Raw genomic sequence first — 25011 nt, 5'->3', positions numbered from 1 at the left:
AATCTCCTCTTATGTTTATCCAATTTTCTCCATATAATCTTGCAAATACACTTCATCAATTAGTGTATAAACTAAATTTCCTCTATGCGAAACTTGTAATTCCATTACTCCAGCATCAGAAAGAGAATCCAAAATTTCTTTTGTTTCATCAATCGGTGTGTTGGTTTGTAGTGCAACTTGTGTTGGTGTGAGTTGTCCGTTATGCTGAACAGCCAAGTATAAAATATCTAATTGTTTCTTCTGAAAAAGTTCTTTTTTCTGTTGTTTATGAAGACGAACAGTATTGAAACTAGCAGCCGTAGCAACACCTCCAGCACTCAATACACCTATAATTAACTCAATATCGCCTGTAGCGATAAGTTCAGATACTAACGCAACACTAAGAAAAGAAGAAATGCCTCCAGTAATTGCAGAAGCAACTTTGAAAAATTGTTTTTTTAAACCCATAACTATAGTATTTTTTAGAAAACGTAAAGAAGTAAAATGTGATAGTTAAGATACGGTTATTTTTTGGGATAAGATATGAGAAAATTATTTTTTAAAAGATTTTAATGGATTTTTTTCTCAACTAAATTTATTTCTTTTGATACAATCTCCACCAAGGCGTATTCGGACTGTCATGATGTTCGTAGTGATAACCAAAAAAGTAACACGAAATAAATGCCCAAATATGATTTTTTTTCTGACTTCTTGAATGGTGTTTGTTGTCAGGTGCGTGTCTGTGAGGTAAATATGTCCCAAAATAAAAAAGCTGAAACGTAGCCACAACAGAAGGAATCATCCAATAAAAAATAACATTTTCTATCGGAAAAATGAGTTTCAAAACATTATACGTAATCGCCATCAAAACAATCTGAATAATGGTAATGTAGTTTTTGGCAAAATTAAAATACCAAATCCAAAAGTTTCCGTGATGAAAATCAGGGTCTTTGTCTGTTGCTACAAAACGATGATGCTCGTGGTGTTTTTTGAGTAACCTTGGGTAATAATTGAAGGCAAAAAGTCCTGTTGCAATCGTTCCGATGATATTATTTACTTTTGTGTTTTTCGAAACAGTGTGGTGCATTGCATCGTGTGCTGTAATGAAAATCCCTGTATAAAGATGAGTTTGAACAAGAAAAAACAGATAAGTAAGAGGATTATACCAGTTTATTTCATAGCCACTCAGCAAAAAGCCAAGACTAAGAAGCCAAAGCGTAATAACTGTAATTCCGATATATGTTCCTTTTTGATTCATTTTGAAATACTGTAACTGATTAGCGAGTGATTTATATGATTCTTATGATGAAAGGCAGAATGAATACGAAATATTTTTCTTAATTAAAGAGGTTTTTAAGTTTAGATAAGAATGATTTTTTTGTTTTTTTGTTTGGTTCTACAGAATAATTAGGCTGAAAACGAACGCCATTTATTTCTCCTCGTTCAATATTTTCTATACAATATAAAATGTCTTTTTCACTTTCATCTTCTACATGACCGTCTAATAAAATTTCATGAATATTTATATTTCGTAATTCTTTAGGAAGTTTTATATATCCATTAAAATAAAGTTTTAAATGATGAATTTCTGAAAGTTCTAATATCTCCAAAGGAAATTCATCAATGTTTCTATATTCATAAGTTGCCCATTGACCACCTTTTTCTGATGATTTTCTTAATTTTTCTCTTTGAGGAATAATACTCCATTCTATTACAGGACGTAAAGAAAAATCAGTTGCATTCTGTTCTAATCCAAAGAAACCTGCCAGAAATTCTCGTTTTCTATCTTCTGTATGACGTGGGGAAATTATTCTATGAATAAAAGGAACATTGACAATTTGAGGAGGTAAATAATCAATATTATTCAAGCCCATTTCGAATAAATCTTTTTTATATCCATCTTGATAATAAGGAAAAAATCGTATAATCCAACCATCTAATATTCTAGGATTACCATATTCTTCAAGTGTATGTTGTTTGAACATATTCATCCAAAACTCTGTATTTATGATTCCTCCTTTTACAGTTTCCCTTATTTCTTCAAGAATAGGTATTAATTCACTTATCCACCAATCCAATTCATAGGTAGCTAGTTTTTTAGATTTATCTATTACTTTTTGCCAGTCTTCTACTGTTCCCTCTAAGGTAATTTGAGGAATCCCACATACAAAAGTTAAAAACTCATATTTAAAATAAGGCTGAAAAGCATTCAAAACGGTTATCTGACTTACAATTTTTTCAGTTAGTGAAGTCGTGCTAAAATCTGCTGTCAAGTCATTTATCAAATCCTCTCCTACGTATTTGGCTACTTCGCCATTCATTTCATCAATAGACTTTTCCCATTCTGCTTTTAATTCTGTCTTATCTGTAATTAATAAATTATCATTCTGAATCACTAATTCCTTTTTTCCTTCAAAATCTACAAATAAATGACGTAGTTTTTCAGCATTTACTTCTACGTGCTTCGAAAAACCTTGACAAATCAATAACCAAATCATATCAGGCGATAAAACAAAAGGACGATGCTCGGCATAGGCAACCTGCATTCCCTTCAAAAAAGAGTGCGTTCCAAAACTAACAAACTCTTTCCCATCAGCAGAACCAATAATCGTTTCTTCTGAAAACTGCTTACTAATCTGCTCAAAAGAAATTTCTTTTAATGGCTTTGTAGCTCGTTTTAGTTTTTGCACTTCGAAGGTTATGGAGGCTTTTTTTGTCATTTTCTGTGTTACTTAATTGAAAAAACTAAGGTTTATATTTTGCTAAATCTATATAGTGTAATTTTGGCAAATAGCTATTTCGTAAATGATCGAAATCTTTATCAGTTGTAAGCAATTCAATATCATAAACCGAAGCTGTTGCTGCTATCCATAAATCATTTTTGCCCATGTTTTTAGATGAAAAAGATGTAGGAGTGTTGGCTAACCTTCCTTGACTATATGCATCTATCTCTGCATATTTGTCTATAATTTCTTGTGTGTTAATGTCTGTAATTAAGAAATCCTCCAATACTTTCACTAGGTTTTTCAATCTTGTTTCTCCCTAGTTATTTTGCTTTGCAATAGATTTTAACTCTCCTAAAGTTACTACTGAGATAAGTAAATTATTTTTGGGTTGCAAGATTTGTAAATCTGCCTCAATTTGTCTAGCTATGATATTATCTCTAAGATAAATCAAAACTACATTTGTATCTAAAAAATAATTCATTTTTTCAGCATTTCTAAAAGTTCTTCTAAAGGCTCTTCTAGCTGTAATTGAGAAACTTTATTGTAAAATCTTTCTTTATTTATTGATTTATGATTTTGTAAAATAATCATTTCTTCAATAGAAGGTGTTTTTTTAATAGGACGAACGGCATTCCAAAAAGACTCTTTTTCCTCGTTTTTTATGCTAACAAAAGTTCTTACTTGACTTTCTATTTTTTCTAAAAATGACTGACTTTCTAAATTCATTATTTGCTGAATCAGTCTCAATTTTACTGTATCTAAGTTCATCATAATAAAAAATATTTATTGAAAGATTGTATTAATTACTGTTTACTGATTTCACTTCTTCAAATTGCACATACTCTCCTATATTATCAAAGTCATATTTTTTACCTTCTTGATTGGAGTGAATGTTTTTTGTTGGAGGAGTTTCGATTCTAATTTCTCCTTCTGGACGAATATCGTTTTGTGTGTCGTACTGCTTTTGGGCTTGTTTCTGAACTTTTCGTAATAAGATTTTAGCCAAAAACTGCATTATTTTACCAGAAAAGGCATACAATACATAAAGAATAACAGCCGAAATGATAAGGAATTTCAGTAACATAATGATTAATGTTTAATTATTAATGATAAATGGAATTACAAAAATATCAATGAAGTAATTAAGTTTATAAAACTATCCTATTAAAAGTCTGTAAATAAGTGTTTTGTTTTGAGAATTACTCTTTTTTCTAATTCAATATTTTTCTACAAAAATCTATAATTTGTGAAGTTGCACCTGTATTCTGAATTACGTATTCTCGTGTGATTTCGTTAATCTGTTCTCTAAAATAATAGTCTTTAAAAAGTTTTTTTAATAAACTTTCCAATTCTTTTTCATTTGAAACCGAAAAAGCTCCTTTTTTAGCTAATAAATCAATCGCTTCTTGAAACTTCTGATAGTTTTTATTTCCAAAAATAATAGGCATTCCAAAAGTTGCAGCTTCTAAAATATTATGCAAACCTTTTCCGAATGCGCCACCAATATATGCCACATCGCCATAACTATAAATGGAAGATAAAAGACCAATATTATCGATGAGCAGTAAGTCAGCTTGTTGTAAATTTTGGAGACTTTTTTTGTCGTTCAAATTTACTTTTGAGTAACGTTCTATTTTAAGATAATCAAATGCTTTTTCTAATTGTCGAAGGTCTGATTCTCCAATCTGATGGGATGCAATAGCTAGTTTTACTTTAGTGTTGTCTTCTGTTATATCTTTATTACTTTCTCTAAATTTTTGAAATGCAGGAGCAAGAACTTCAATATCTTCTTGCCACGAACTTCCCACAACGAGCAATTTACTTTGTCCAATAAAATTTTCTAAAATTGGTAATTCTTTTCTTTGAGCCACAATATGAGATACTCTATCAAAACGAGTATCGCCTGTAATGCTTACAGTTGAAATATTTATACTGTTCAATAATTTTTTTGAATGCTCATTTTGTACAAAAAAATGGGTGAAACGCTCTAACATTTTCACAGAAAAATCACTTTCTTTTCCTTGTTTTGCTTTGTTATTTCCTTTAAAAAAATGTTGGTCTTCTCTAAAAATTGTTGAAACTGAAAAAAGAGGAATTTTACGTTTCCAAGTTTCTTCAATGAAATGATGCCAAAATTCATACTTTATAAAAAAGACAACTCTTGGTTTTACTGTTTCAATAAAAAACTCAGCATTTTTTTGTGTATCTAATGGCAGATACATAATTACATCAGCTTTATCGTAGTTTTTACGAATTTCGTAACCACTTGGAGAAAAGAAAGTAAGAAGAATTTTATAATGAGGATATTCTTCTTTGAAGGCTTCTATAACAGGTCTTCCTTGTTCGAACTCGCCCAAAGAAGCACAATGAAACCACGCCACAGGCTGCTTAATTTTTTTAAATTTTGCTTGCAGTTCTGTTTTCCAATTTTTCCGTCCTTCTTTAAACAAATTTGCTTTTTGGTGGAAAGGAGCAGCTATTTTAATTCCCTGCCAATATCCCCACAAAGACGCATCATAAAGCCAACTTTTCATTCGAAATTCTTTATTCCAAACCTATAAGGTTTTTAAAAACCTTATAGGTTTAAATTTATTCTTTATACTTTCAAAAAACTTTCAATTTCTGTTATTAATTCTGGAATTGCTTCTAAATTAAGTGTATGTCCTTTTTTAGATAACAATTTAAAAATTGCATTTGGAAGCGCATCTACAATATTTTGTCCCATTTGAGGGGTTGTCAGAATATCTTGCGAACCATGAATTACTTTTACTTGAACGGTTACAGATTTTAAATCTTCTCTATAATCGCCACTATTTTCAGTAGCATCCATTAATTTCATCAACGAATCTGAACTAATTTTATTGAGTAATCGTGCATTCTGAATATCTTGAATTGGAATAAGTGGACTAAAGAAATAGTCTTGTCCCAAAACAGCAGGCAACATCACATCAAGCATCAGTTCATAACCACCCGACAAAAGCGCACGTCTCCAACTTGTTCCTATAAAATCAAAATAAGGAGTTCGGTTTGCAAAGGTAGAAAGTAAAACGGCTTTTTCAATAGTTGTAGGATAATTAACCAAAAGTCGCATCGCCACAGCACCACCATACGAAATTCCAACAGGAACAATTCGTTTGGCATTTATTTTCTCTAAAACTTGATTTACATCAGCAGCATGCTGTTCAAAACTTCTGTATTCACCTTTTTGGTCAGACTGTCCTTGAAAAATTTGGTCTATCAAAACGATATTAAACTGATTTTTCAAAACTTGCACAATCGGAAACCAAGAAAGTGTAGATTGAGAAAGACCATTTAGAAAAACAAGTGTGTATTTACTATCATCTATAAAATGATGTTCATAATAAATAGAAAGACCGTCTGGGAGTTTTAATTTCATTGTTTTTGTTTGTATCACAGACTTCCTAGTCTGTGTGTATAAATGAGCATTTTATTTTTGTTCAGACAAGATGTCTGAACTACTTTATCCTTCCATTTTACCAAAAAAATAATTTCCTGTTGCATTTTTATCATTCGAAAGATAAAATTCTCTAAAACAAAAAATAACTTCTAAATGAGAAAGATAACCATCATTATTTGCATCCATTTTTGAAAATGCTTCTTCAGCATACTCTTGGTTTTGTTTGCAAAGGCTGTAAAAGTGTGTAAATTCTTTCTTATCCCAACGTTTATCTTTATCTAAATCTATCAAATGAAACAAACTTTCGATAAAAGGATAGACATAACGCTGATAGGAAGACGAATCTGCAATCAGAACTTCATGAACTTCTACAAACTCCTCTAAGCTAATTTTGCCATCACCATTTTCATCAGCTGCATCAATGAGTTGTTTCCAAAAACGATGAAACATTTGTTGCAGACGCTTTTGATGTGCTTGTTCATTTTCATCTTCCGAAATAGCCAAATTATCAACAATTTGATCCAATTCTTTGGGTTCGATAAAACCATCTTCATTTCTATCAAAGAAATGAAATAAATGAGTCATTTTCTTTTTTTGGAAATTAGTAAGCATAATTATTTGAATTGAAAATGGATAACTAACAATGAATAATGAAAATTACAGATATTCTTTAAACTAAGCAAAAGCTAAGATAAAATAATATATCTTCAATTATCCATTTTCAATTCTAAATCTATCAATTATTTCACCTTTTTTACCCAAGCTACGAATTTCTGCATTTCTTCGGTTTCCATTAGCTTTTCTTTAGTATTATAGGTTTCACCTAGTGTTTTTTCATCCCAAAATTTATGAATAGTAGAATGACATTGTCTGCATACTCTGATTCCTCGTTTTTTCATCTCTTCTTTTCCAAATTTTCTCAAAAAATTCTTTCTACGGTGCATTTTTCTAGGAATTAGATGATGAAAACCAAGTCTTTTCTCACGCTCGCACAAAGCACATTTTTCTACTTCTTCGTTTTGTTCTAAATTTGGATATTTTGAATAATCTATTTCGTAATCTTCCATAATATTTTATAGTTTTGCGAAAGCTAAAGCATTCGGTACATTTTTTTCGCACCTTAAAAGGTACACTACATAAATGCTAAACGTTTATTTTTTGTTTGAGGTTCTTTTTTGACTTATTTTTGAACTATCCTTAATTAAAATAAAAAATACTTATGGAAAGAATATACACTTCACCTTTCTACACAATTGATTGGATTGCCTCAGACACAATGTTTGAGTTTCATTTTATTGACACTACAAATATGTCATGGAAAGACTTTCAAAAAGAACTGCTCCTACAAGTCAAATTTGCCCACAAGTATCAACCAAAGTATTTCTTTTTTGATACTCAAAATTTCGATTTTACTATTGCACCTGACATGCAAGATTGGATTGATACTAATATATTTGCTGAATTTGTAAAAGCAGGAGTTGTAAAATATGCTTATATGGTAAGCAAAGAATTGATTTCTCAATTATCTATAGAATTGCTGATGGATGAAAATGTAGGTAAATATTTTAAAACCGAGTATTTTACTAGCGAAGAGGAAGCAAAAAAATGGCTATTGTCATAGTTGAATAATAACATTCCATTTGTGGAAAGGTTTCTTTTTTGCCTATTTTTGTGATACTACAACTGGCTCAAATATCGATGCTTGAACCAGTTGTAACTCTAAAGGCAGACATTTTTTATACTAACCTACACACTTCAATATGACAACTATTCCAACCTCTAAAAATCCTGTTGATAATTCTATCAATCATTTACAAAACAAAAAAATACTCTTAGGTGTCTGTGGAAGTATTTCAGCTTATAAATCGGCTCTTTTGGTGCGCCTTTTGGTCAAACAAGGCTGTGAAGTACAGGTCATTATGACAAAATCGGCATCTGATTTTATTACGCCTCTTACCCTTGCTACGCTTTCAAAAAAACCTGTTTTAATTGATTTTATAAAAAACAAAGAAGGAGTTTGGAATAATCATGTTGATTTAGGACTTTGGGCAGATGCTTTTATTATTGCTCCAGCTTCTGAAAATACGATTGCAAAACTAGCGAATGGACTTTGTGATAATTTGCTTTCTGCGACGTATTTATCGGCTCGTTGTCCTGTTTTTGTTGCCCCTGCCATGGATTTGGATATGTATCAACATCCTTCTACACTTAGAAATTTAGAATATCTAAAAAGCTATGGAAATATTTTGATTGAAGCCACTCATGGCGAACTTGCAAGTGGACTTATAGGACAAGGAAGGCTAGAAGAACCTGAGAATATTGTTTCTTTCTTAAATGAGTTCTTTGAAAATTATCAAGAAAAAGAAACCGTTATAAAAGAATTTGAACCTCCTTATTTACCTTTACAAGGAAAAAAAATTACCCTTACAGCAGGTGCAACTCGTGAAGCCATCGACCCAGTTCGTTACTTGACCAACCATTCTACTGGCAAAATGGGGTATGCTATTGCAGAGGGAGCTCAAAAATTAGGTGCAGAAGTTACACTTATTTCTACCTCAACGCTTGACAACCCAAAAGATGTAAATGTTGTGAAAATTGGTTCGGCTGATGAAATGCTTTTGGCAGTCGAAACGGTTTTTCAAGAAACCGATATTTTTATTTTTGCTGCTGCCGTTGCCGATTATCGTCCTTTAGAAGTTGCTACTCAAAAAATAAAAAAAGAAGAAGGAATTGATAAAATGGTAATCGAACTTACCAAAAATCCAGATATTGCAGCTACTATTGGAGCAAAAAAACAAAGCAGTCAGTTTTTGGTAGGATTTGCACTTGAGACAAATAATGAATTAGAAAATGCTCAATCCAAACTCAAAAAGAAAAATTTGGATATGATTGTTCTTAATTCTTTGCAAGAAAAAGGCGCAGGTTTTGGACACGACACCAACAAAATCAGTATTATTGATTCAAAAGGAAAAACAGATTTTGAATTAAAATCTAAAACAGAAGTCGCACAAGATATTTTGAAAACGATTATTGAAAAACTAGATTTAAGGAAAAATCCTGTTTTAGAAGAACCACAGGTAAAAGAAGAAACTCAAAACCCAATTCCTCACAAGAAATTTGAGATAAATAAAGAGGAGGAGTTTTAAGAAGCCCAAAATACCATATCTAAAAAACAGAAAAGTAGAGACAAGTCAAGCCTTGTCTCTACAATTATTGTTTATTTGCAATTAATTATCCACCAACACGATTACTTTCATCTTCTGCACCAGTTTTTCTTTTGCGAGCCGATTTTACTTGATTATTTCCAAAGTTATAACTCAAGTTTACTCTAATCTGACGGCTTTCCCAGCCTCCTCCTCCTTGAATCAAGACATCTCCAAACTGCGTATCTCCACGCCAAGGCGAAGTAAAAAACACATCACTCATAGACATTCTGAAAGAGAGTTTGTCTTCCAAAAAGCTCTTCTGAATAGCCAAATCCATTGCTCCCAAACTTTTTGTCTGATACGTTCCTCCCCAAACAGAAGGTGAATTGTACCAACCCGAAACTTCAAATTTATAGCCTTTTGGCAATGAAAATGAGTTTTGTCCATAGAAATTAAGTGTACTTTGAGAAATAGAAACAAATTCATCTGTCTTTCCTTTATATGAACTGTTATAAGCATTTACACTTATAAAAGCATTCCACCATTTATTTATTTCAAAAGGATAGCTCAAATTAAAACTCCATGTTTCTTGTGTTGCAATATTTTGTTCTTGAATTACACTTCTGCGCTCGTCTCTTGAGGTTGTTACTTGTCCAAAAAAATCATTAATATAACTATAACTTATAGATGTATTTAATGTGTATTTGTAAGTATGTGAAAATTTAATGTTGTCTGTATATTGAGGTTGTAAAAAGGCATTTCCTTTTCTCAAAGTCAGTTCATCTAATTGCTGTTCAAACGGATTCAAGTTTTGATAATTTGGTCGTTCTATTCTTCGGCTATATGTCAAACCAAAAGAGTTATTTTTATTAGCAGTATAGGTAAATCCTCCACTAGGGAAAAGATTTAGATAATCTCGTTTGACTCTTTCGTTGTTTTCATCTTGTGTACTATTGAGTTTTCCATCTGATTTTGTATGTTCGGCACGTAAGCCAAATTGAACATTCATTTTTTTCCATCTTCTATTATAATTGAAATAAGCTGCATTGACAATTTCTTCATAAATGAAATTATTACTCTTATTTTCATTTAAAACTCTAACTCCATCTGTTTCGTCATAAAAATCAAATGTATTGTCTGTGTTTACCATTGAAGTTTTGATTCCAATTCCCAATTTTCCTTTCAAGAAGTTTTGTTCATAGTCTGTCTTAAAAGTAAAAATATCAATCGTAACAGGCATTACCATTTCATAAACCAAACTAGAAAGCAACGTTTGTTCATTTCCATCATAATAAAGATTTGGTTGATAGGTTTTTCCATCATTTTTGTACTGTCCATAATCTACATCTACATTAAAAGTATGTCCTGTGGTGTCTTCATAGCGATAGTTTAGGTTTCCAAGTAGATTATAAAAATCTCTTTGATTCAAACTTTCGGCTACCAAAACCTGTGAAACTTCCTTTGTTGTTTGACTGCTAATAGGAGTTCTTGTTTTGTTATCAAAATCCATATTACTAAAATTACCATTGAGCAAAACACCAAATGTACTTTTGCTACTTGCAAAAATATCTGTACCTAATTTTATATTATGGCTGCTTTCATCGATTATACCTTCCGAACGAGCATCAAAAATAAGGTTGTTTTGTGTTCTGTAAAGATTAAGAAAACGTCCTGTTTCTCCAAAACGATTGCTATAAGTAAGAAATGTATTTGTTTTTTTAGTACGATTATTCAATGAAAGCGAACTATTATAACGCTGATTGTCCCAAACTGAATAACCCAAACTTACCGTTCCATTTGTTCCAAAGTTTTTATTTTTTTTGAGTTTAATATTCAAAATACCTGCACTTCCTGCTGCATCATATTTTGAAGAAGGTTGAGTAATAATTTCTATACTTTCAATATCAGAAGCCTGTAAAGTGTTGAGATAATTAGTCAAATCCTCACCTTGCAAAACTGAGCGTTTGCCATCAATATATACCTGAATACCACTTTTTCCTTCTACAATAATTCCATTATTATTATCCAAAATTACACCTGGAGCTTTTCTCAAAACTTCTAAACCTGAGCTTCCAGATGCAGCGATTGTTCCCTCCACATTAAAAACAGTTTTATCAGCCAAAACTTCTACCATTGGCTTTTTGGCAGTAATTTCAACAGCATCTAGTACATTATTACTTTGAATAACAAATTTATTTATATTAATTTCTTTAGCAGAATTTTCAGTAACTGAAATAGTGTTAGAAGTAAATTTTTGATAACCTACGCTGGTTACGATGACAAAATAATCTCCATTTCTGACATCGACAAATCTAAAATTCCCATCTGCATCAGCTACAGAGGCTTTGGCAAGAGAAGAGTCAGAAACATTCATCAGTCCGACGGCTGCAAATGAAACTGCTTCTCCATTATCAGATTCTGCTGTTCCTGTGATAGAATGAGAATTAGTTTGAGCAAAAGCAGAAAATGAAGATGAAGATAAAAATAATAATACTAATAAAGATAATTTGAAAGAAGAGGTAAGTAAGTTTCCCATAATTTGATTCTGAATAATTAAAAAGTAGTTAGATTGAAATATTTGAGCTAATAGTTTAAAAAGACAGTAAGATATTACTCAGGTTGCAAGGCTTTAGGTTTTTTTGTGAAAAGGAAGTAGTTTGTTAATATTTATTAGGAAAACGAGAAGTTGAAGTCTTATCAAAAAAATACTGCAATCTATTTTGTAAATTTGTTATTATAAAAGTTGATATTGTGTTGATTTTGAAGAAAAATTATAGGTATGTGGAAGTCTAGCCCATTTCTTTTTTGGATACTAATTTCTTGTCTTTTTTGTGTTTCACAAAAAATACAGGCGCAAGACTATGACCTTGCTTACCAACATATCACCACAGAAAATGGTCTTTCAAATAATTTTGTAACTATGATGATTCAAGACCAAAAAGGATTTATTTGGCTTGGAACACAAGAAGGACTAAATAAATATGATGGTTATGCTTTCAAGATTTATAAATCAAATTCAGAAACAAAATATCATCTTAACAGCAATCATATTACTTTCCTAGCAGAAGATGCCGAAAAAAATATACTATGGATAGGAACAACTACAGGACTTAGCAAACTACATACGCAAAAAGATACGATTGAAAATGTATCTTTCTTTGATAAACATTTGGTCAATTATGTTTCTATTGATGAGAATAAAAATGTTTGGGTAGCAACTGATAAAGGTGTTTTCAAGAAAGAAACGACTACTCAAAACTGGCAAAACTGTTCCTTCAACTTGGATACTAATCAAAATTTTATCTTTATTGAAGAGAAATTAATTAATGGAAAGAATACATTTATTTTAGTTGCTGTAACAAAACAGATAAGCTATATCAATCATTTATTTTCATTGAATGAACAGAAAAAAGAGTGGGAGAAGATTATCAAAACGCCTAATTATCTTCAATACATAGATGAAAATGGAAAAATTTGGACTTCTTATAAAGATGAATCCTTTTTCGATACCTATAGTGAAATTTATAATCCTGCTTATAAAATAGATTCAGTGTATGTAGAAAAACCCAAATCCACAAAATATACTCATCCTTTTACTGGAATAGTCAATGAATTTACTACAGAAAAAAAGGCTAAAAAAATATGGTTTGGAGATACAGGAGGACTTATTCTTGTAGATTTAGAAACCAAAAAATTTGAGGCGTGGTATTATTGGAAGCATTTCTCAAAAGGACGAGATAGATATACAGTAGAAATGATTTTTAAAGACAAATCAAAAAATTACTGGGTCTGTACACAAGGAACAGGAGTATTTTTATTTGCAAATTATACACTCAATAATTTTCGCACCTATAAGTATGATCAAACACCTGAAAAAGCACTTAGCCAGCCTAGTACACGAGCTATTTATCAAGACCCTGTTACTAAAGATATGTGGATAGGCACATACAGCAACAAAAACACAGTTGATATTTTCTTGCGAGATTCTATCAAAAAGACGCTTTTTATAAATAGTTATGTTCATTTAATTAAAGAAGACTCTACTCATAAAAATATTCTTTGGTTTGCTACTTCTTCAGGGCTTAGAAAAATAGATAAAGAAAAATTTGAGGTTTTGGAAAGTTATAGAATGGATAACACCCTCTTGAATGATATATTACCTCTCAATGATTCGACTTTATGGATAGCAAATCACTATAATTTATATCATTTCAATCCAAGTACAAAAAAAATTATTTCTTACCCTCATCTAAAAGATATTACTCATTTATGTAAGACTAAAAATGAAGCGATTTGGGTAGGTTCTCAAAGTAAAGGAATTGGTTTTTTGGGTTATTCAAATGAATTAAATTCAGAAAATGCCAAAACAATAACGATTGATTATTACAACCCAAATAAAAACAAAGAAAATACAGTTTGTTATGTAAAATGTATTCTTCAAAGTAGTAGCGAACCAACTATTTTTTGGATAGCCACCACAACAGGTTTTTATAAATTTGATAGTAAAAAAAGACAATTTTTAGAACATTATACCGAAAAAAAAGGACTGCCCAATAATATTGTTTATACTATTTTAGAAGATAGTGAAGAAAATTTGTGGGGAAGCACAAATCATGGAATTTTCAAGTTTAATCCCAAGACAAAAATCTTTACCAACTTTGACAAACAAGATGGTTTGCAAGACAATGAATTTAATACCTTTTCTTATTTTAAGAGTAAAGAAGGAGAGTTGTTTTTTGGTGGAATAAACGGGGTAAATGCTTTTTTTCCAAAAAAAATGAAGAAAAATGAGTTTGTACCTCCTCTTCACCTGACCAGTTTCGAAAAACTAGGCAAAAAAATAAATTTTGATACACCTATTTCAGAGCTTCAAGAAATTTCTTTTGAACAAGAAGAGGCTAAAATGCTTACTTTTCATTTTGCTGCTCTGAGTTTTTATCAAAGTAGAAAGAATCAATATGCTTACAAAATTGAACCTATTCAAAAAGAATGGATCGAATTAGGTACAAAAAATGAACTTACCCTGACCAATTTAGCAGCAGGAAATTACACACTTTACATAAAAGGTTCAAATAATCATGGTATTTGGAACGAAAAAGGCATTCAGTTAAAGATAAAAATTATTCCTCCTTTTTACCAAACACTTTGGTTTCAAACTTTACTTATCTGTATATTTTTGGCTAGTGTTTATTTTTATTACAAATTAAAGGTAAGACAATCTAAAAAAAGAGCTATTTTCCTAGAAAATCAAGTAGAAGAAAGAACTCATGAAATTTTGTTACAAGCAGAAGAATTACAGATTACCAACGAGAGACTTAAAGAACTAGACCATTTTAAGGAAAAAACAACAAATATGCTCGTTCATGATTTAAAAAATCCTTTGGGAACAATCATTTATGAAGCAAAAAATAACATTCCGATAAGAAAAGCGAGTCAGAGAATGATGAATTTATTGATGGCTTTATTAGATTCCCAAAAAATACAATCTCCACAATTTCAACTGCATTTGGAAAAAACAAATTTTGATTCTATTTTAAATAATGTTGTTGAAGAAGTTGAAGTATTTTTGATGGAAAGAGAAATACAAATTATTTATGAAGAAAATTCTATTTTTTGGCTACAAGTTGATAAAGATTTGATTGAGCGAGTTCTTGTAAATTTGCTTACCAATGCAATTAAATATAGTTCGAAACGCTCTTTTATTAAAATTTCTATTAAAGAAAATCAATCTAATTTTGCTCAAATAACTGTTACAGATACTGGTTTAGGAATAGAAAAACATCAATTAGATACTATTTTTGATTCATACACACAAGTTAATGCACAAAAAGTAGGAAGTATTTCCTCTACAGGTTTGGGACTTTCATTTTGTAAACTTGCTGTGGAAGCTCACACAAAAGAATTTGAAAACACACTACAAAACGATAGAACAATTTGGGTAGAATCTGTGCCAAATATTGAAACAAGTTTCCATTTTATTGTTCCTCTTTTAGAGATAGAAATATTAAAGTTCAATCAAGAAAACAAATTAGAATTTCTATCAAATGAAAGCAAAAACAAAACATTTTCTAACAGCAATTCGTATCAATTCTCTGAAACTGAAATCAATTATTTACAACCTTTTATCAAAGAATTAAAAAATTTAGAAGTCTATCAAGCTACTCAAATCCGAAGCATTTTGAATTCCCTAAATGATGAAAATACAAAAATTTCAGAATGGAAAGAAGAAATTCAAGAAGTTCTTTACCGAGTAGATGAAGATGAATATCAAAAATTATTAAACTTAACTATAACGCCTTAGGAATATAAAATGAATAAATTTACATTTTTTAAATTCACTTATTACTAAACGGGGTTAAAACCCTGTTCAATTAAAAAATTACCTTCTATTTTTTTATAAGGATATTTTTCAAAAATAGGCTATGAATTATAAATTGGACAGGGTTTTAACCCTGTTTTTATAGATTACTAAAAATGTAAGTTTATTTTTTTAGTGTTCTTAGGGTTTGAATTTAAAAACTTACTCTTTTGACTACTACTTATACTATCCTAGTCGCTGACGACACTGAAGAAAATCTAAAACTTATTACTGAATATTTAGAACAAGATGCTAAAGAAAGTCAAGATACAAATAGACTTTCTTTTAATTATCAAATTCTACTTGCACCAAATGGTGAAATAGCCTTCAAAATTGCTCAAAAAACAGAAATTGACTTACTCATTACTGACTGGGAAATGCCCAAAATGAATGGTTTAGAACTTATTTCTGCTTTTCAATCGAATAGAAAATTACGTAAAGTTCCTATTATAATGGTAACAGGAATGTATATTGAATCTCAGAACCTCAAACTTGCTTTAGAAAAAGGTGCTATAGACTTTATTAGCAAACCAATTGCTCAGATGGAACTTGTGGCACGAGTGCGTTCTGCTATTAAGTTACAAGAATCTTTCAAAATCATTGAAGAGCAAAAGAATAAAGAACTTAGTGCAAAAATTTTACACGTCCAAAGGCAAAATGAAATTTTAGTAGAAATTGATAATCAGTTTGGAGAGCTTTTAAAAAAAATAAGAAAAGAACAACTACAAAAAGAGGAAAAGGAAAATAGTTTATACATAGATTTTTCTAGCTATTTGAGTGAATTACAAAACATAAAAAAAACACTTAAAAAAAATATAGATACTGAACATGACTGGGAAAATTTTCAGCTTCGAATGCAACAAAATCACCCTGAGTTTGTACAAAAACTGGCTGTTTATCAAGATTTAAAACCTCACGAATTGCGTTTTTTGACTTATCTTTATATTCGAATGAGTGATAAAGAAATTGCTAGAATCTTAAATATCAACTATCAAAGCGTAAGGGCTTACAAATCAAGAGTAAAGAAAAAACTAGATATTGAAGAAGGAATTTCTTTGAATGATTGGATAGTTAGTCTTTAGAATTATAAATATTAAATACTTTTTAAAAAATGGAAGAAATAACCACATTTGAAAATCTCTCTTTAATAGATTACAGAGCTTTTAGAGATGCAATAGTATATAGAGAAATGACTCTTGTTGGAGAAGAATATATCAACAGAGATATACGTATTTATGGTGTAGAGTATATAAATACAATTCCACATTTTGAAAAAAAAACTATACAGTTATCGTTTAAAGAAGGAAAACTAAAAAATGTCTATACATTTACTTGTGGCAAAAAAAAATATACTATTGTAGGTACTCAACACGAAATTTCTCATAATAAATTAGGCATGGGCGATTCTGGACTAAAAACTCTACCTTACTTTGACCAAAGTGAAACTATTAATATTATGATGAATCAAATGGAGAAGCTAAATTTGGAACTAGAAAAATATAAAAATAAAGCTGACGAAGATAGGGTTTAGGAATTCATTATAATAGATAAACTTAACTTTGCTACAAAAGCAAATATTACAATTATGGAAATAGAATACATAATTAATATTAAATCAGTTTTAAATGAATTAAAATCTCTTGAAACTGCTGATTTAAGTTTTGAAGATTTTCATAATAAGTTCAGTTTTTCTAATTTTTTAGATGGATTTGGCGATTCAAAAATTCTTTTTTGGGATAATGAAAATAAAGAAAATTCTTTACTTTTCAAGGGAAGTATTTTAAGTTTCTGTTATCAATCTTATGTAGCTTGGAAAGATTTAAAAAGTAAAAAATCAGAAAAAGTGTGGTGTTGTGGAAATGAACAAGGAGATTTTAGCATAGAATATTATTTAGATAATGAAAAAATATATTGTAAAACTCATAATCATACTTACATTTATTTACAAACTTCATTTCATAAGAGTTTAAAAGATTTGATTAATAAGTTAATAAAGGAATTACCTTTTTATTATCCCAACATAGAGAAAAGTATTTATTTCAGTAAATTCAAATATGATTTATGTTAGATTCTTAATTAAAGGTTATGGTTATTTTTGTATAACAGTCTGGAAGACTGTTGAATTTGATAAAATACTGTTTTTGATGTTCAGACTTCCAGTCTGAACTACCTTAATAAAAATCATGATAAGGTTTATTATTTTAATACCAAGATAGAATAAAATTTTAAAAATTGATTTTTGCTTTAACCCAAATAAAAAACAACATATTTCAAAACCTGCTAATCGAATTGGCATTTTTATCTAAAAATATGTATTTTTGGTAAAAAATATGTATGTTCAGTTCCTCAGAACTGAATCAATCAGAAAAAATTAGAATACAAAATATAAATCCCATACAAAAATGAATTATTGGTTTCTCTGCAAAGTCAGTTATACAAAAGAATTAGAAGATGGAACGGTAAAGCGCATGAAAGATAATTATCTGACTGACGCAACCACACTCACAGAAGCAGAAGCACGTATGCACGAAGAAGTGGGTCGTTCGATGCGAGGAGAATTTTCGGTGGCAGCAGCCAACAGAATGAACTTTGTAGATGTTTTTACCTATCCAAATGTTGATAATTACTACAAATGCAAAATCCGTTATGTAACCATTGATGAAGCAAAAGGAAAAGAGCGTGAAGTAAAAAATCAAGTTTTGATTGCTGCTGATGACTTGTTAGATGCTCATACACGTCTTACAAAAGAATTTTCGTCGATGCTCGTTCCTTATGAAATCATTGAGATTATCAAAACTCCTTTAGTGGAAGTTTTCCGTTATAAGTCACCTGACGAAAGAGTTACGCCAAATCTTCGTCCTATTTCAGAAATTGAAGAGATAGAAGATTAAATGTAGATTATACTTTAGGATGATTAAAACGTACCGAATGCTTTAGCTTTCGAATAAAAAAGCTGCAAAAGTAAAATTTGCAGCTTTTTTTGTGGTATTTATTTTGACAGACAAATTTCTGTTTCAAATCCTTTTGTGGTAAAAATTCGTAAATTAAAAATGTGCTAATTTTATAAAAAATCATCTACTCCATTCTATAATGATAACTTTAATGCCTAAAAATAATTTTATAGTCAAAACTGTATTTCTAGCTTTCTTCTTTTCGGCTTTCATTTCTACTTCTTTTAGCCAAAGTCCAGAAGACATTTATAATCAATATAAAAAAGAATTTCCTGATAAAATGGGTGTTTTATTAGAGAAAAATGATGAAATAACGATTGATTTTGAAGGCGATACAGTTTCCATTTTACACACCGAATATGAAGATTTATTATTTCTGACCGACAGAGCAACAGGATTAGCTTCTCAAAAAGCGTATGAATCTTATTTTTCTAAAATTGAAAATATTGATGCAGTTACACTTGTTCCAAATGGAAAACGCTACAAAAAAATGAAAGTAGAATATTTCAAAAAAGAAAAAGAGTCTTCTTCTGGAATATTTTATGATGATTTGGAATCTACAAACTTTATCATGCCTAATGTTTCTCCACAGGCTCGCACACAGGTTTCGATTACACAGAATATCAAAGACCCACGTTTTTTGAGTTCGTTTTATTTGGATAGTTATGTTCCAATAAAATCAGCAAAACTGACTTTGAAAGTCAATAAAAATATAGAGATTAATTACAAATTATTCAACACAGAAGATATAAAACTAGATTTTAATAAGACTGAAAAAGGAAATTATGTTATTTATGAGTGGACTGCAAAAAACTTAAAAGATTTTAAAGCAGAAGATAATGCACCACGAAGAAATTATTTTTCCCCTCATATTGTCTATTATGTAACTCAAATAAATTATCCAAATCGTACTCAAAAAATAGCTAAAAGCGTAGCAGATTTGTATGATTGGTATTCTAATTTGTCTTGTAAAGTAAATTTAGAAGATGATGCAGAATTATTTAAAACTGTAACAGAGCTTACAAAAGGCGTGACAGAGGAACAAGAGAAAGTGAAAAATATTTTTTATTGGGTTCAAGATAATATCAAGTATATTGCTTTTGAGGATGGAATGCAAGGTTTTATTCCTAGCGAGGCGAGTTTTGTCTATGCAAAACGTTATGGAGATTGTAAGGGAATGTCTTCTATCATCCATAAAATGCTCAATATGGCAGGAATTGAGAATACTTATTTGACTTGGATTGGTTCAAGAAGTTTACCTTATAAATACTCTGAAATTCCTACTCCAATTGTGGATAATCACATGATTGTGACATATCAACCAACAGAAGGCGAATTTATTTTTCTTGATGCGACAGACTCTTATTCTCCTTTTGGTTTTCCTTCTTCGATGATACAAGGAAAGGAAGCACTTTTAGGAATGGGAAGAGAAAAGCATAAAGTTGCATTAGTTCCAATTATTGATAAAGAAAAGAACTATTCAAAAGAATCTGTTTCGCTTTCTATTTCAGATAAAAATTTAGTTGGAAAAGGTCAGTATTCAGCAGAAGGTTATCCAAAAGGCTACATGACACATTATATAGACGGACTTTCGAAGGAAAATGAAAAAATCTATATGAATCGTTATTTTACAAAAGGAAATAATAAGTTTTTTGTAGATGATTACAAAATCAATAATCTAAACGAAAAAGACGAAGCTCTAAAGATTGAATATGATTTCAGAATTGAAGATTATGCAAAGTTTGTAGGCGATGAAATTTATATTAATATGAATATGGAAAAAGCCTTTAGTAATGATGAAATAGAAAAAGATAGAAAATCGCCTATTGAAAATGACTATCTTTTTAAGGCCAATAATGACATTTTTTTACAAATTCCTGAAGGATATGAAATAGAATATTTGCCAGAAAATAGTGATTTCAATAACGATTTATTTGGTTATAACATCGAATACAAAAAAGAAGGTAACAAAATAAAATTTACTCATAATTACTACAAAAATTATTTACTATTGAATAATGAGAGTTTTGAGGATTGGAACAAAATGATAAAAGAAGTAAATAAAGCCTATCGTGAGGTTATTATTTTGAAGAAGAAGTAGTTTTTTAGATTTGAGTTTAATTTTCAAAAAAGTCTTTTTTATCTTAAAAAAGACTTTTTTCACCATAAAAATCGTATATTTTCGTATCTTTGCAGCCAAATCAAAAACCTTCTTGTTGAACGTTTATTTTACTAACTATCAACAACTTAAAAAATTAGCCGTTGTTGGTCTACTTACTAACAACACAGATTTTTACAAATATGGCTGCTATTTATCGCAAATTCGGAATTACTACAATTATTGCTGTTTACCTACTTATTTTGGTAGGGGGAATTGTGCGTAGTACAGGTTCAGGAATGGGTTGTCCAGATTGGCCCAAATGTTTTGGGCAGTATGTTCCACCAACAGATATTAGTGAACTTCCAGAAGATTACAAGACTATTTTTGCTGTTCAGGGACGTGAAATTGCAGATTTTAATGCTGTTCATACGTGGATAGAATATATCAATCGCCTTTTGGGTGCGCTTATTGGTCTTTTTATTCTAATTACGGCTGTTCTTTCAGTTTCATTTTGGAAAAAAGATAAAATTATTACTCTTCTTTCTATTTTGGCTTTGATTGGAGTACTTATACAAGGTTGGTTAGGAGCAAAAGTAGTTTCGTCTGATTTACATGAAGGAATGATAACCATCCACATGATAATGGCTCTTGTTATTGTAGGACTTTTGATTTATACAGTTGTTCGTTCATATAATGGCGTTTTGAAAACTGAAAAAATAAATAATATTCCGAAAGTAAATCTAATTGCTTTTGCGAGTGCAGGAGTTGCTTTTGCTCAACTTATTTTAGGAACTCAAGTAAGAGAAAATATTGATAATATTTCCAAAATGCTAGGCGAAAATATGCGAAGTGAATGGATAGATAACTTAGGAATGAGTTTTTATATACACCGTTCTTTTTCTATTTTGGTTTTGCTTCTTCATGTAGCTTTGATTTACTCTATTTGGAAAAATGCCAATAAAAATGGACGTATTGCAACATTTGGAAAAAGCCTTCTTTCTATCCTAGTTATAGAAGTAATCACAGGAATTATTATGGCTTATTTTGCTATTCCAAAACCCTTACAACCTGTTCACATGCTGTTAGCTTCCGTAGCATTGGGCATTCATATCCTGCTTATTTTATTTATTAATTTTGATTTTCTTTTTGGCAAAAATATCGCTCGTGAGAACAGGATTAATGGATAAATAAATTATTTGAAGAAAAAAGAAAAATATACCATTGCTCGTGTCCTTACGAGCAATAAGCAACAAAAAAATACATATTATGCTTACCGAAACCGATAATCTCACTTTGGACATAAACTTAGACCTTCCAAAAACTCCAATAGATAAACATAACACAGATGTTATTCATGCCGAAACCTCAAAGCTAAAAGCCTTTTTTGCGCTCTTAAAGTTTCGCTTATCAGCTTTGGTGGTTTTTTCTTCTGCCATTGGATATGCTTTAGGAGTAGAAGAGATTACAGACTGGAAAAAATTTGCTATTTTTTGTTTTAGTAGCTTTATCATTACTGGTTCTGCCAATACGCTTAACCAAGTTATTGAAAAAGAATACGACAAAGATATGAAGCGTACCAAAACTCGCCCTCTTCCAACAGGCATAATTTCTCAAACAGAAGGAATTATCTTTGCTGTTATTTTGGCAATTATTGGAGGGGCTTTACTCGTTACTTTTGTAAATTCTTTGACGGCTGCTTTGGGTTTGCTTTCGCTCTTTTTATATGCATTTGTTTATACACCTTCCAAGCGAATTTCTTCACTTTCGGTCTTTATTGGAGCTTTTCCAGGGGCTTTTCCTCCACTTATTGGTTGGGTAGCTTCTACTGGCGAAATTACACAGTTTGCTCTCATTCTTTTTGCTATTCAATTTATATGGCAATTTCCTCATTTTTGGGCAATTGCTTGGCTTGGAAATGATGATTATGTAAAAGCAGGTTTCAAGATGCTTCCTAGTGGTGGAAAAACTTTACGTACTTCTATCCAAATTTTGACTTATACCATGTTCTTATTACCAATCGGACTTATGCCTTATGTGTATGGAATGTCTGGTAAAATTTCTGCAGTAATCATCTTTGTTTGTGGACTTTTATTTTTGATTCCTGCGTGGCTTTTGGTCAAAAAAGGGGATAACAAATCAGCTTTGTTTCTGATGTTTTCTTCATTTTTCTACTTGCCTATTGTTCAACTAGCTTTATTATTTGATAAAATTTAATAAAATATATAACAGACTTCCTAGTCTGTTGGATTCACTGTAATAGAATTTCTTGTTCAGACTAGAAAGTCTGAACTACCTCAAAACCAACTATACTAAATCAACTATAAAAATTAGAAAATGGATACTACAAAAAATATATACATAGAAGAGCAAGAAATAACAACAATGCACCCAAAGAAATTTAATGTTTGGTTGTTTATTGTAAGTATAATTATGCTTTTTGCAGCCCTTACTTCGGGTTATATTGTAAGACAAGGAGATATTTTGAAAGAATGGCTCGTTTTCGATTTGCCTACTCTTTTCTACTGGAGTACAGGAGTTATTTTGCTTAGTAGTATTACAATGCACTGGGCATATTTGGCTGCTAAGAAAAATGAAATCGGACAAATTAAAATTGGTCTTTGGCTTACACTTGCTTTAGGATTTGTATTTTTATATATGCAAGTAAAAGGTTGGGGACAGCTTGTAGATGCAGGTGTTTTCTTTGCTGGAGAAAAAAGTAATCCTGCTGGTTCGTTTATCTATGTTATTTCTGGACTTCATGCTTTTCATATTGTGGCTGGTTTAGTCTTTGTTGCCATTACACTTATTAGAGCAATGCAATCAAATGTTCATTCAAAAAACACTAATACGATTGCTATGTGCATGACTTTTTGGCATTTCTTAGACCTTCTTTGGGTTTATTTATTCTTCTTCTTTATGTTCTTTAAAGATGGATTGAATTAAATTTGTTCCAAAAAAATAGATATTTATAGAAAAGCAAGTTTAGAAATGAACTTGCTTTTTTTGTCTAATTAATTTGATTAACATAAAATATAAATTGCTGTCAATCTATATTTTGATTATTTTTGTGTGTATGAAAAAAATAGACATTCGAACCGTAGATGTTATTCAATATTTACAACCTTTACGAGAAGGTGGTTCACTTCCTGCCATTGTCAAAGCTGATGACGATTTTTTATATGTCCTAAAGTTTAGAGGTGCTGGACAAGGAAAAATGGCATTAATTGCAGAATTTATTGGTGGCGAACTTGCACGAGCAATTGGTTTAAAAATCCCTGAATTGGTCTTTATGAATCTTGATGAATCATTTAGTAAGACTCAACCTGATGAAGAAATTCAAGATTTGCTCAAATTTAGTGTTGGTTTAAATCTTGGCTTACAGTTTTTATCTTCTGCTATTACTTACGACCCACTTGTAAATAATGTAGACCCAATTATTGCCTCTAAAGTAGTTTTGTTAGACAGTATTATTAGTAATATTGACCGAACAGATAAAAATACTAATTTATTACATTGGAATAATGAGTTGTGGATAATTGATAATGGAGCAAGTTTTTATTTTCATCACAACTGGGAAAATTGGAGAAATCATTTGACTAGGACATTTCCTCTTATTAAAGACCATGTTCTTTTAAAGAAAGCTACAAAGCTAAACGAAGCTGCAATAGAAATTAAACAGGCTTTAAGTCAAGAGAAAATTATTGATATTGTATCAGCTATTCCAGAAGATTGGCTAACTAGCGAATCTATTACTATGTCTCCTAAAGAAATGAGAGATGCCTACATCGAATTTATAACCACCAAACTTACTAATATTGATTTATTAGTTAAAGAAGCCACTGATGCAAGATAAATTTATATTCAAATACGCCATCCTACGAATTGTTCCAAAAGTAGAACGAGAAGAATTTTTTAATGTTGGGGTCATCGTTTTTTGTAAACGAAAAAAATTCTTAGACATCAAATATAATATTAATGAGAACAAATTAAAGGCATTTTCATGTGAAATAGAAGTAGAACTATTAAATGATTATTTGAAAGCATGGAAATTAGTGTGTCAAGGAAATTCTTCCAGTGGGAAAATAGGTCAATTAGAATTATCTGAACGATTTGGATGGCTAACAGCTAGTAGAAGTACAATAATTCAAAGTTCTAAAACCTACTCAGGATTAAGCAGTAATCCCAACGAAGTATTAGAAGATATATTTAAAGAGTATGTGTCATAAGATGTTATCTAAATTATACTGCTAAATATTAGTTTTGGAAAATTGAAGTTAGTTTAAAATTCCACGTTTTATTTTTTATCTCAAAATAATTTAAACTTGACTTTGT

Annotated in this window: 25 protein-coding genes; 13 read left to right on the top strand and 12 right to left on the bottom strand. The window is 30.4% G+C overall.

Translation table 11 applies throughout. The features are described from left to right. Window positions 1–15: 15 nt before the first annotated feature. The 11 genes from V9L04_RS11410 to V9L04_RS11360 form a co-directional block, all read right to left on the bottom strand. Window positions 16–447 (bottom strand): hypothetical protein, encoded by a 432-nt coding sequence (locus V9L04_RS11410; RefSeq protein ID WP_338789929.1) that lies wholly within the window; start codon window positions 445–447, stop codon window positions 16–18. Window positions 448–574: 127 nt separating this feature from the next. Continuing rightward, on the bottom strand, window positions 575–1237 hold the full coding sequence (locus V9L04_RS11405) for a fatty acid desaturase (RefSeq protein WP_338789928.1): 663 nt from the start codon (window positions 1235–1237) through the stop codon (window positions 575–577). 79 nt (window positions 1238–1316) lie between these two features. After that, window positions 1317–2699 carry a DUF4419 domain-containing protein gene (locus tag V9L04_RS11400; RefSeq protein ID WP_338789927.1) on the bottom strand — a complete coding sequence of 461 codons (1383 nt, stop codon included), beginning with the start codon at window positions 2697–2699 and terminating at the stop codon, window positions 1317–1319. A 25-nt stretch (window positions 2700–2724) separates the two neighbouring features. Beyond that, window positions 2725–3009, bottom strand: a complete 285-nt coding sequence (locus tag V9L04_RS11395; RefSeq protein WP_338789925.1) for a PIN domain-containing protein — start codon at window positions 3007–3009, stop codon at window positions 2725–2727. Window positions 3010–3021: 12 nt separating this feature from the next. Further along, window positions 3022–3186 carry a hypothetical protein gene (locus tag V9L04_RS11390; protein ID WP_338789924.1) on the bottom strand — a complete coding sequence of 55 codons (165 nt, stop codon included), beginning with the start codon at window positions 3184–3186 and terminating at the stop codon, window positions 3022–3024. Further along, window positions 3183–3476, bottom strand: coding sequence for a hypothetical protein (locus tag V9L04_RS11385; RefSeq protein WP_338789923.1), 294 nt, complete (start codon window positions 3474–3476; stop codon window positions 3183–3185). Before V9L04_RS11385 ends, V9L04_RS11390 begins: the two co-directional genes overlap by 4 nt. Before the next feature lie 28 nt (window positions 3477–3504). Next, window positions 3505–3789: a DUF4834 family protein gene (locus V9L04_RS11380; protein WP_338789922.1), complete on the bottom strand. Its 285-nt coding sequence runs from the start codon at window positions 3787–3789 to the stop codon at window positions 3505–3507. Between the two features lie 127 nt (window positions 3790–3916). Further along, complete coding sequence (locus V9L04_RS11375; RefSeq protein ID WP_338789921.1) at window positions 3917–5239, bottom strand: glycosyltransferase N-terminal domain-containing protein; 1323 nt, start codon at window positions 5237–5239, stop codon at window positions 3917–3919. Between the two features lie 62 nt (window positions 5240–5301). Continuing rightward, the gene (locus V9L04_RS11370) at window positions 5302–6102 is read right to left on the bottom strand and encodes an alpha/beta hydrolase (protein WP_338789920.1); all 801 of its coding nucleotides are present in this window, start codon (window positions 6100–6102) and stop codon (window positions 5302–5304) included. Between the two features lie 84 nt (window positions 6103–6186). After that, window positions 6187–6708 carry an EF-hand domain-containing protein gene (locus V9L04_RS11365; protein ID WP_338789919.1) on the bottom strand — a complete coding sequence of 174 codons (522 nt, stop codon included), beginning with the start codon at window positions 6706–6708 and terminating at the stop codon, window positions 6187–6189. A gap of 155 nt (window positions 6709–6863) precedes the next feature. Beyond that, the gene (locus tag V9L04_RS11360; RefSeq protein WP_338789918.1) at window positions 6864–7190 is read right to left on the bottom strand and encodes a hypothetical protein; all 327 of its coding nucleotides are present in this window, start codon (window positions 7188–7190) and stop codon (window positions 6864–6866) included. Between the two features lie 152 nt (window positions 7191–7342). On the opposite strand from V9L04_RS11360, the gene V9L04_RS11355 reads away from it, so the two are divergent. Further along, complete coding sequence (locus tag V9L04_RS11355; protein WP_338789917.1) at window positions 7343–7744, top strand: hypothetical protein; 402 nt, start codon at window positions 7343–7345, stop codon at window positions 7742–7744. Between the two features lie 139 nt (window positions 7745–7883). Next, window positions 7884–9269 carry a bifunctional phosphopantothenoylcysteine decarboxylase/phosphopantothenate--cysteine ligase CoaBC gene (coaBC, locus tag V9L04_RS11350; RefSeq protein WP_338789916.1) on the top strand — a complete coding sequence of 462 codons (1386 nt, stop codon included), beginning with the start codon at window positions 7884–7886 and terminating at the stop codon, window positions 9267–9269. Window positions 9270–9354: 85 nt separating this feature from the next. Here the strand turns inward: coaBC and V9L04_RS11345 are convergent, their stop codons facing one another. Continuing rightward, complete coding sequence (locus tag V9L04_RS11345) at window positions 9355–11805, bottom strand: TonB-dependent receptor (RefSeq protein WP_338789915.1); 2451 nt, start codon at window positions 11803–11805, stop codon at window positions 9355–9357. Window positions 11806–12048: 243 nt separating this feature from the next. Between V9L04_RS11345 and V9L04_RS11340 the strand changes: the two genes are divergently transcribed. The 11 genes from V9L04_RS11340 to V9L04_RS11290 all read left to right on the top strand — a co-directional run bounded on the left by V9L04_RS11340 (window position 12049) and on the right by V9L04_RS11290 (window position 24905). Then, window positions 12049–15570 (top strand): two-component regulator propeller domain-containing protein, encoded by a 3522-nt coding sequence (locus V9L04_RS11340; protein WP_338789914.1) that lies wholly within the window; start codon window positions 12049–12051, stop codon window positions 15568–15570. Window positions 15571–15797: 227 nt separating this feature from the next. Beyond that, window positions 15798–16709 (top strand): response regulator, encoded by a 912-nt coding sequence (locus tag V9L04_RS11335; protein ID WP_338789913.1) that lies wholly within the window; start codon window positions 15798–15800, stop codon window positions 16707–16709. A gap of 29 nt (window positions 16710–16738) precedes the next feature. Beyond that, window positions 16739–17158 carry a hypothetical protein gene (locus V9L04_RS11330; RefSeq protein WP_338789912.1) on the top strand — a complete coding sequence of 140 codons (420 nt, stop codon included), beginning with the start codon at window positions 16739–16741 and terminating at the stop codon, window positions 17156–17158. Window positions 17159–17212: 54 nt separating this feature from the next. Then, window positions 17213–17695 carry a hypothetical protein gene (locus tag V9L04_RS11325; RefSeq protein WP_338789911.1) on the top strand — a complete coding sequence of 161 codons (483 nt, stop codon included), beginning with the start codon at window positions 17213–17215 and terminating at the stop codon, window positions 17693–17695. 334 nt (window positions 17696–18029) lie between these two features. Then, entirely contained in the window at window positions 18030–18518 is a 489-nt protein-coding gene (locus V9L04_RS11320; protein ID WP_338789910.1) for a DUF4494 domain-containing protein, read from the top strand. Window positions 18519–18729: 211 nt separating this feature from the next. Then, on the top strand, window positions 18730–20679 hold the full coding sequence (locus tag V9L04_RS11315) for a DUF3857 domain-containing protein (RefSeq protein ID WP_338789909.1): 1950 nt from the start codon (window positions 18730–18732) through the stop codon (window positions 20677–20679). Between the two features lie 200 nt (window positions 20680–20879). Further along, on the top strand, window positions 20880–21866 hold the full coding sequence (locus tag V9L04_RS11310) for a COX15/CtaA family protein (RefSeq protein ID WP_338789908.1): 987 nt from the start codon (window positions 20880–20882) through the stop codon (window positions 21864–21866). Window positions 21867–21945: 79 nt separating this feature from the next. Beyond that, a complete protein-coding gene (cyoE, locus tag V9L04_RS11305; RefSeq protein ID WP_338789907.1) occupies window positions 21946–22893 on the top strand; it encodes a heme o synthase in 948 nt (315 codons plus the stop codon). Between the two features lie 120 nt (window positions 22894–23013). Further along, entirely contained in the window at window positions 23014–23622 is a 609-nt protein-coding gene (locus tag V9L04_RS11300; protein ID WP_338789906.1) for a cytochrome c oxidase subunit 3, read from the top strand. A gap of 130 nt (window positions 23623–23752) precedes the next feature. Next, entirely contained in the window at window positions 23753–24532 is a 780-nt protein-coding gene (locus V9L04_RS11295; protein ID WP_338789905.1) for a HipA family kinase, read from the top strand. Next, window positions 24522–24905, top strand: coding sequence for a DUF3037 domain-containing protein (locus tag V9L04_RS11290; RefSeq protein WP_338789904.1), 384 nt, complete (start codon window positions 24522–24524; stop codon window positions 24903–24905). Before V9L04_RS11295 ends, V9L04_RS11290 begins: the two co-directional genes overlap by 11 nt. The last annotated feature ends 106 nt before the right edge of the window (window positions 24906–25011 follow it).

Source organism: Bernardetia sp. MNP-M8 (assembly GCF_037126285.1).
Lineage (GTDB): Bacteria > Bacteroidota > Bacteroidia > Cytophagales > Bernardetiaceae > Bernardetia.
This window is presented reverse-complemented; position numbering and strand designations above follow the sequence as displayed.

Coding starts and splice junctions, on each gene's coding strand:
- cyoE (WP_338789907.1), top strand. CDS start 21,946: ATGCTTACCGAAACCGATAATCTCACTTTGGACATAAACTTAGACCTT.
- V9L04_RS11375 (WP_338789921.1), bottom strand. CDS start 5,239: ATGAAAAGTTGGCTTTATGATGCGTCTTTGTGGGGATATTGGCAGGGA.
- V9L04_RS11355 (WP_338789917.1), top strand. CDS start 7,343: ATGGAAAGAATATACACTTCACCTTTCTACACAATTGATTGGATTGCC.
- V9L04_RS11390 (WP_338789924.1), bottom strand. CDS start 3,186: ATGAATTATTTTTTAGATACAAATGTAGTTTTGATTTATCTTAGAGAT.
- V9L04_RS11365 (WP_338789919.1), bottom strand. CDS start 6,708: ATGACTCATTTATTTCATTTCTTTGATAGAAATGAAGATGGTTTTATC.
- V9L04_RS11405 (WP_338789928.1), bottom strand. CDS start 1,237: ATGAATCAAAAAGGAACATATATCGGAATTACAGTTATTACGCTTTGG.
- V9L04_RS11300 (WP_338789906.1), top strand. CDS start 23,014: ATGGATACTACAAAAAATATATACATAGAAGAGCAAGAAATAACAACA.
- V9L04_RS11400 (WP_338789927.1), bottom strand. CDS start 2,699: ATGACAAAAAAAGCCTCCATAACCTTCGAAGTGCAAAAACTAAAACGA.
- V9L04_RS11295 (WP_338789905.1), top strand. CDS start 23,753: ATGAAAAAAATAGACATTCGAACCGTAGATGTTATTCAATATTTACAA.
- V9L04_RS11370 (WP_338789920.1), bottom strand. CDS start 6,102: ATGAAATTAAAACTCCCAGACGGTCTTTCTATTTATTATGAACATCAT.
- V9L04_RS11315 (WP_338789909.1), top strand. CDS start 18,730: ATGCCTAAAAATAATTTTATAGTCAAAACTGTATTTCTAGCTTTCTTC.
- coaBC (WP_338789916.1), top strand. CDS start 7,884: ATGACAACTATTCCAACCTCTAAAAATCCTGTTGATAATTCTATCAAT.
- V9L04_RS11385 (WP_338789923.1), bottom strand. CDS start 3,476: ATGATGAACTTAGATACAGTAAAATTGAGACTGATTCAGCAAATAATG.
- V9L04_RS11380 (WP_338789922.1), bottom strand. CDS start 3,789: ATGTTACTGAAATTCCTTATCATTTCGGCTGTTATTCTTTATGTATTG.
- V9L04_RS11290 (WP_338789904.1), top strand. CDS start 24,522: ATGCAAGATAAATTTATATTCAAATACGCCATCCTACGAATTGTTCCA.
- V9L04_RS11360 (WP_338789918.1), bottom strand. CDS start 7,190: ATGGAAGATTACGAAATAGATTATTCAAAATATCCAAATTTAGAACAA.
- V9L04_RS11320 (WP_338789910.1), top strand. CDS start 18,030: ATGAATTATTGGTTTCTCTGCAAAGTCAGTTATACAAAAGAATTAGAA.
- V9L04_RS11340 (WP_338789914.1), top strand. CDS start 12,049: ATGTGGAAGTCTAGCCCATTTCTTTTTTGGATACTAATTTCTTGTCTT.
- V9L04_RS11325 (WP_338789911.1), top strand. CDS start 17,213: ATGGAAATAGAATACATAATTAATATTAAATCAGTTTTAAATGAATTA.
- V9L04_RS11330 (WP_338789912.1), top strand. CDS start 16,739: ATGGAAGAAATAACCACATTTGAAAATCTCTCTTTAATAGATTACAGA.
- V9L04_RS11410 (WP_338789929.1), bottom strand. CDS start 447: ATGGGTTTAAAAAAACAATTTTTCAAAGTTGCTTCTGCAATTACTGGA.
- V9L04_RS11345 (WP_338789915.1), bottom strand. CDS start 11,805: ATGGGAAACTTACTTACCTCTTCTTTCAAATTATCTTTATTAGTATTA.
- V9L04_RS11310 (WP_338789908.1), top strand. CDS start 20,880: ATGGCTGCTATTTATCGCAAATTCGGAATTACTACAATTATTGCTGTT.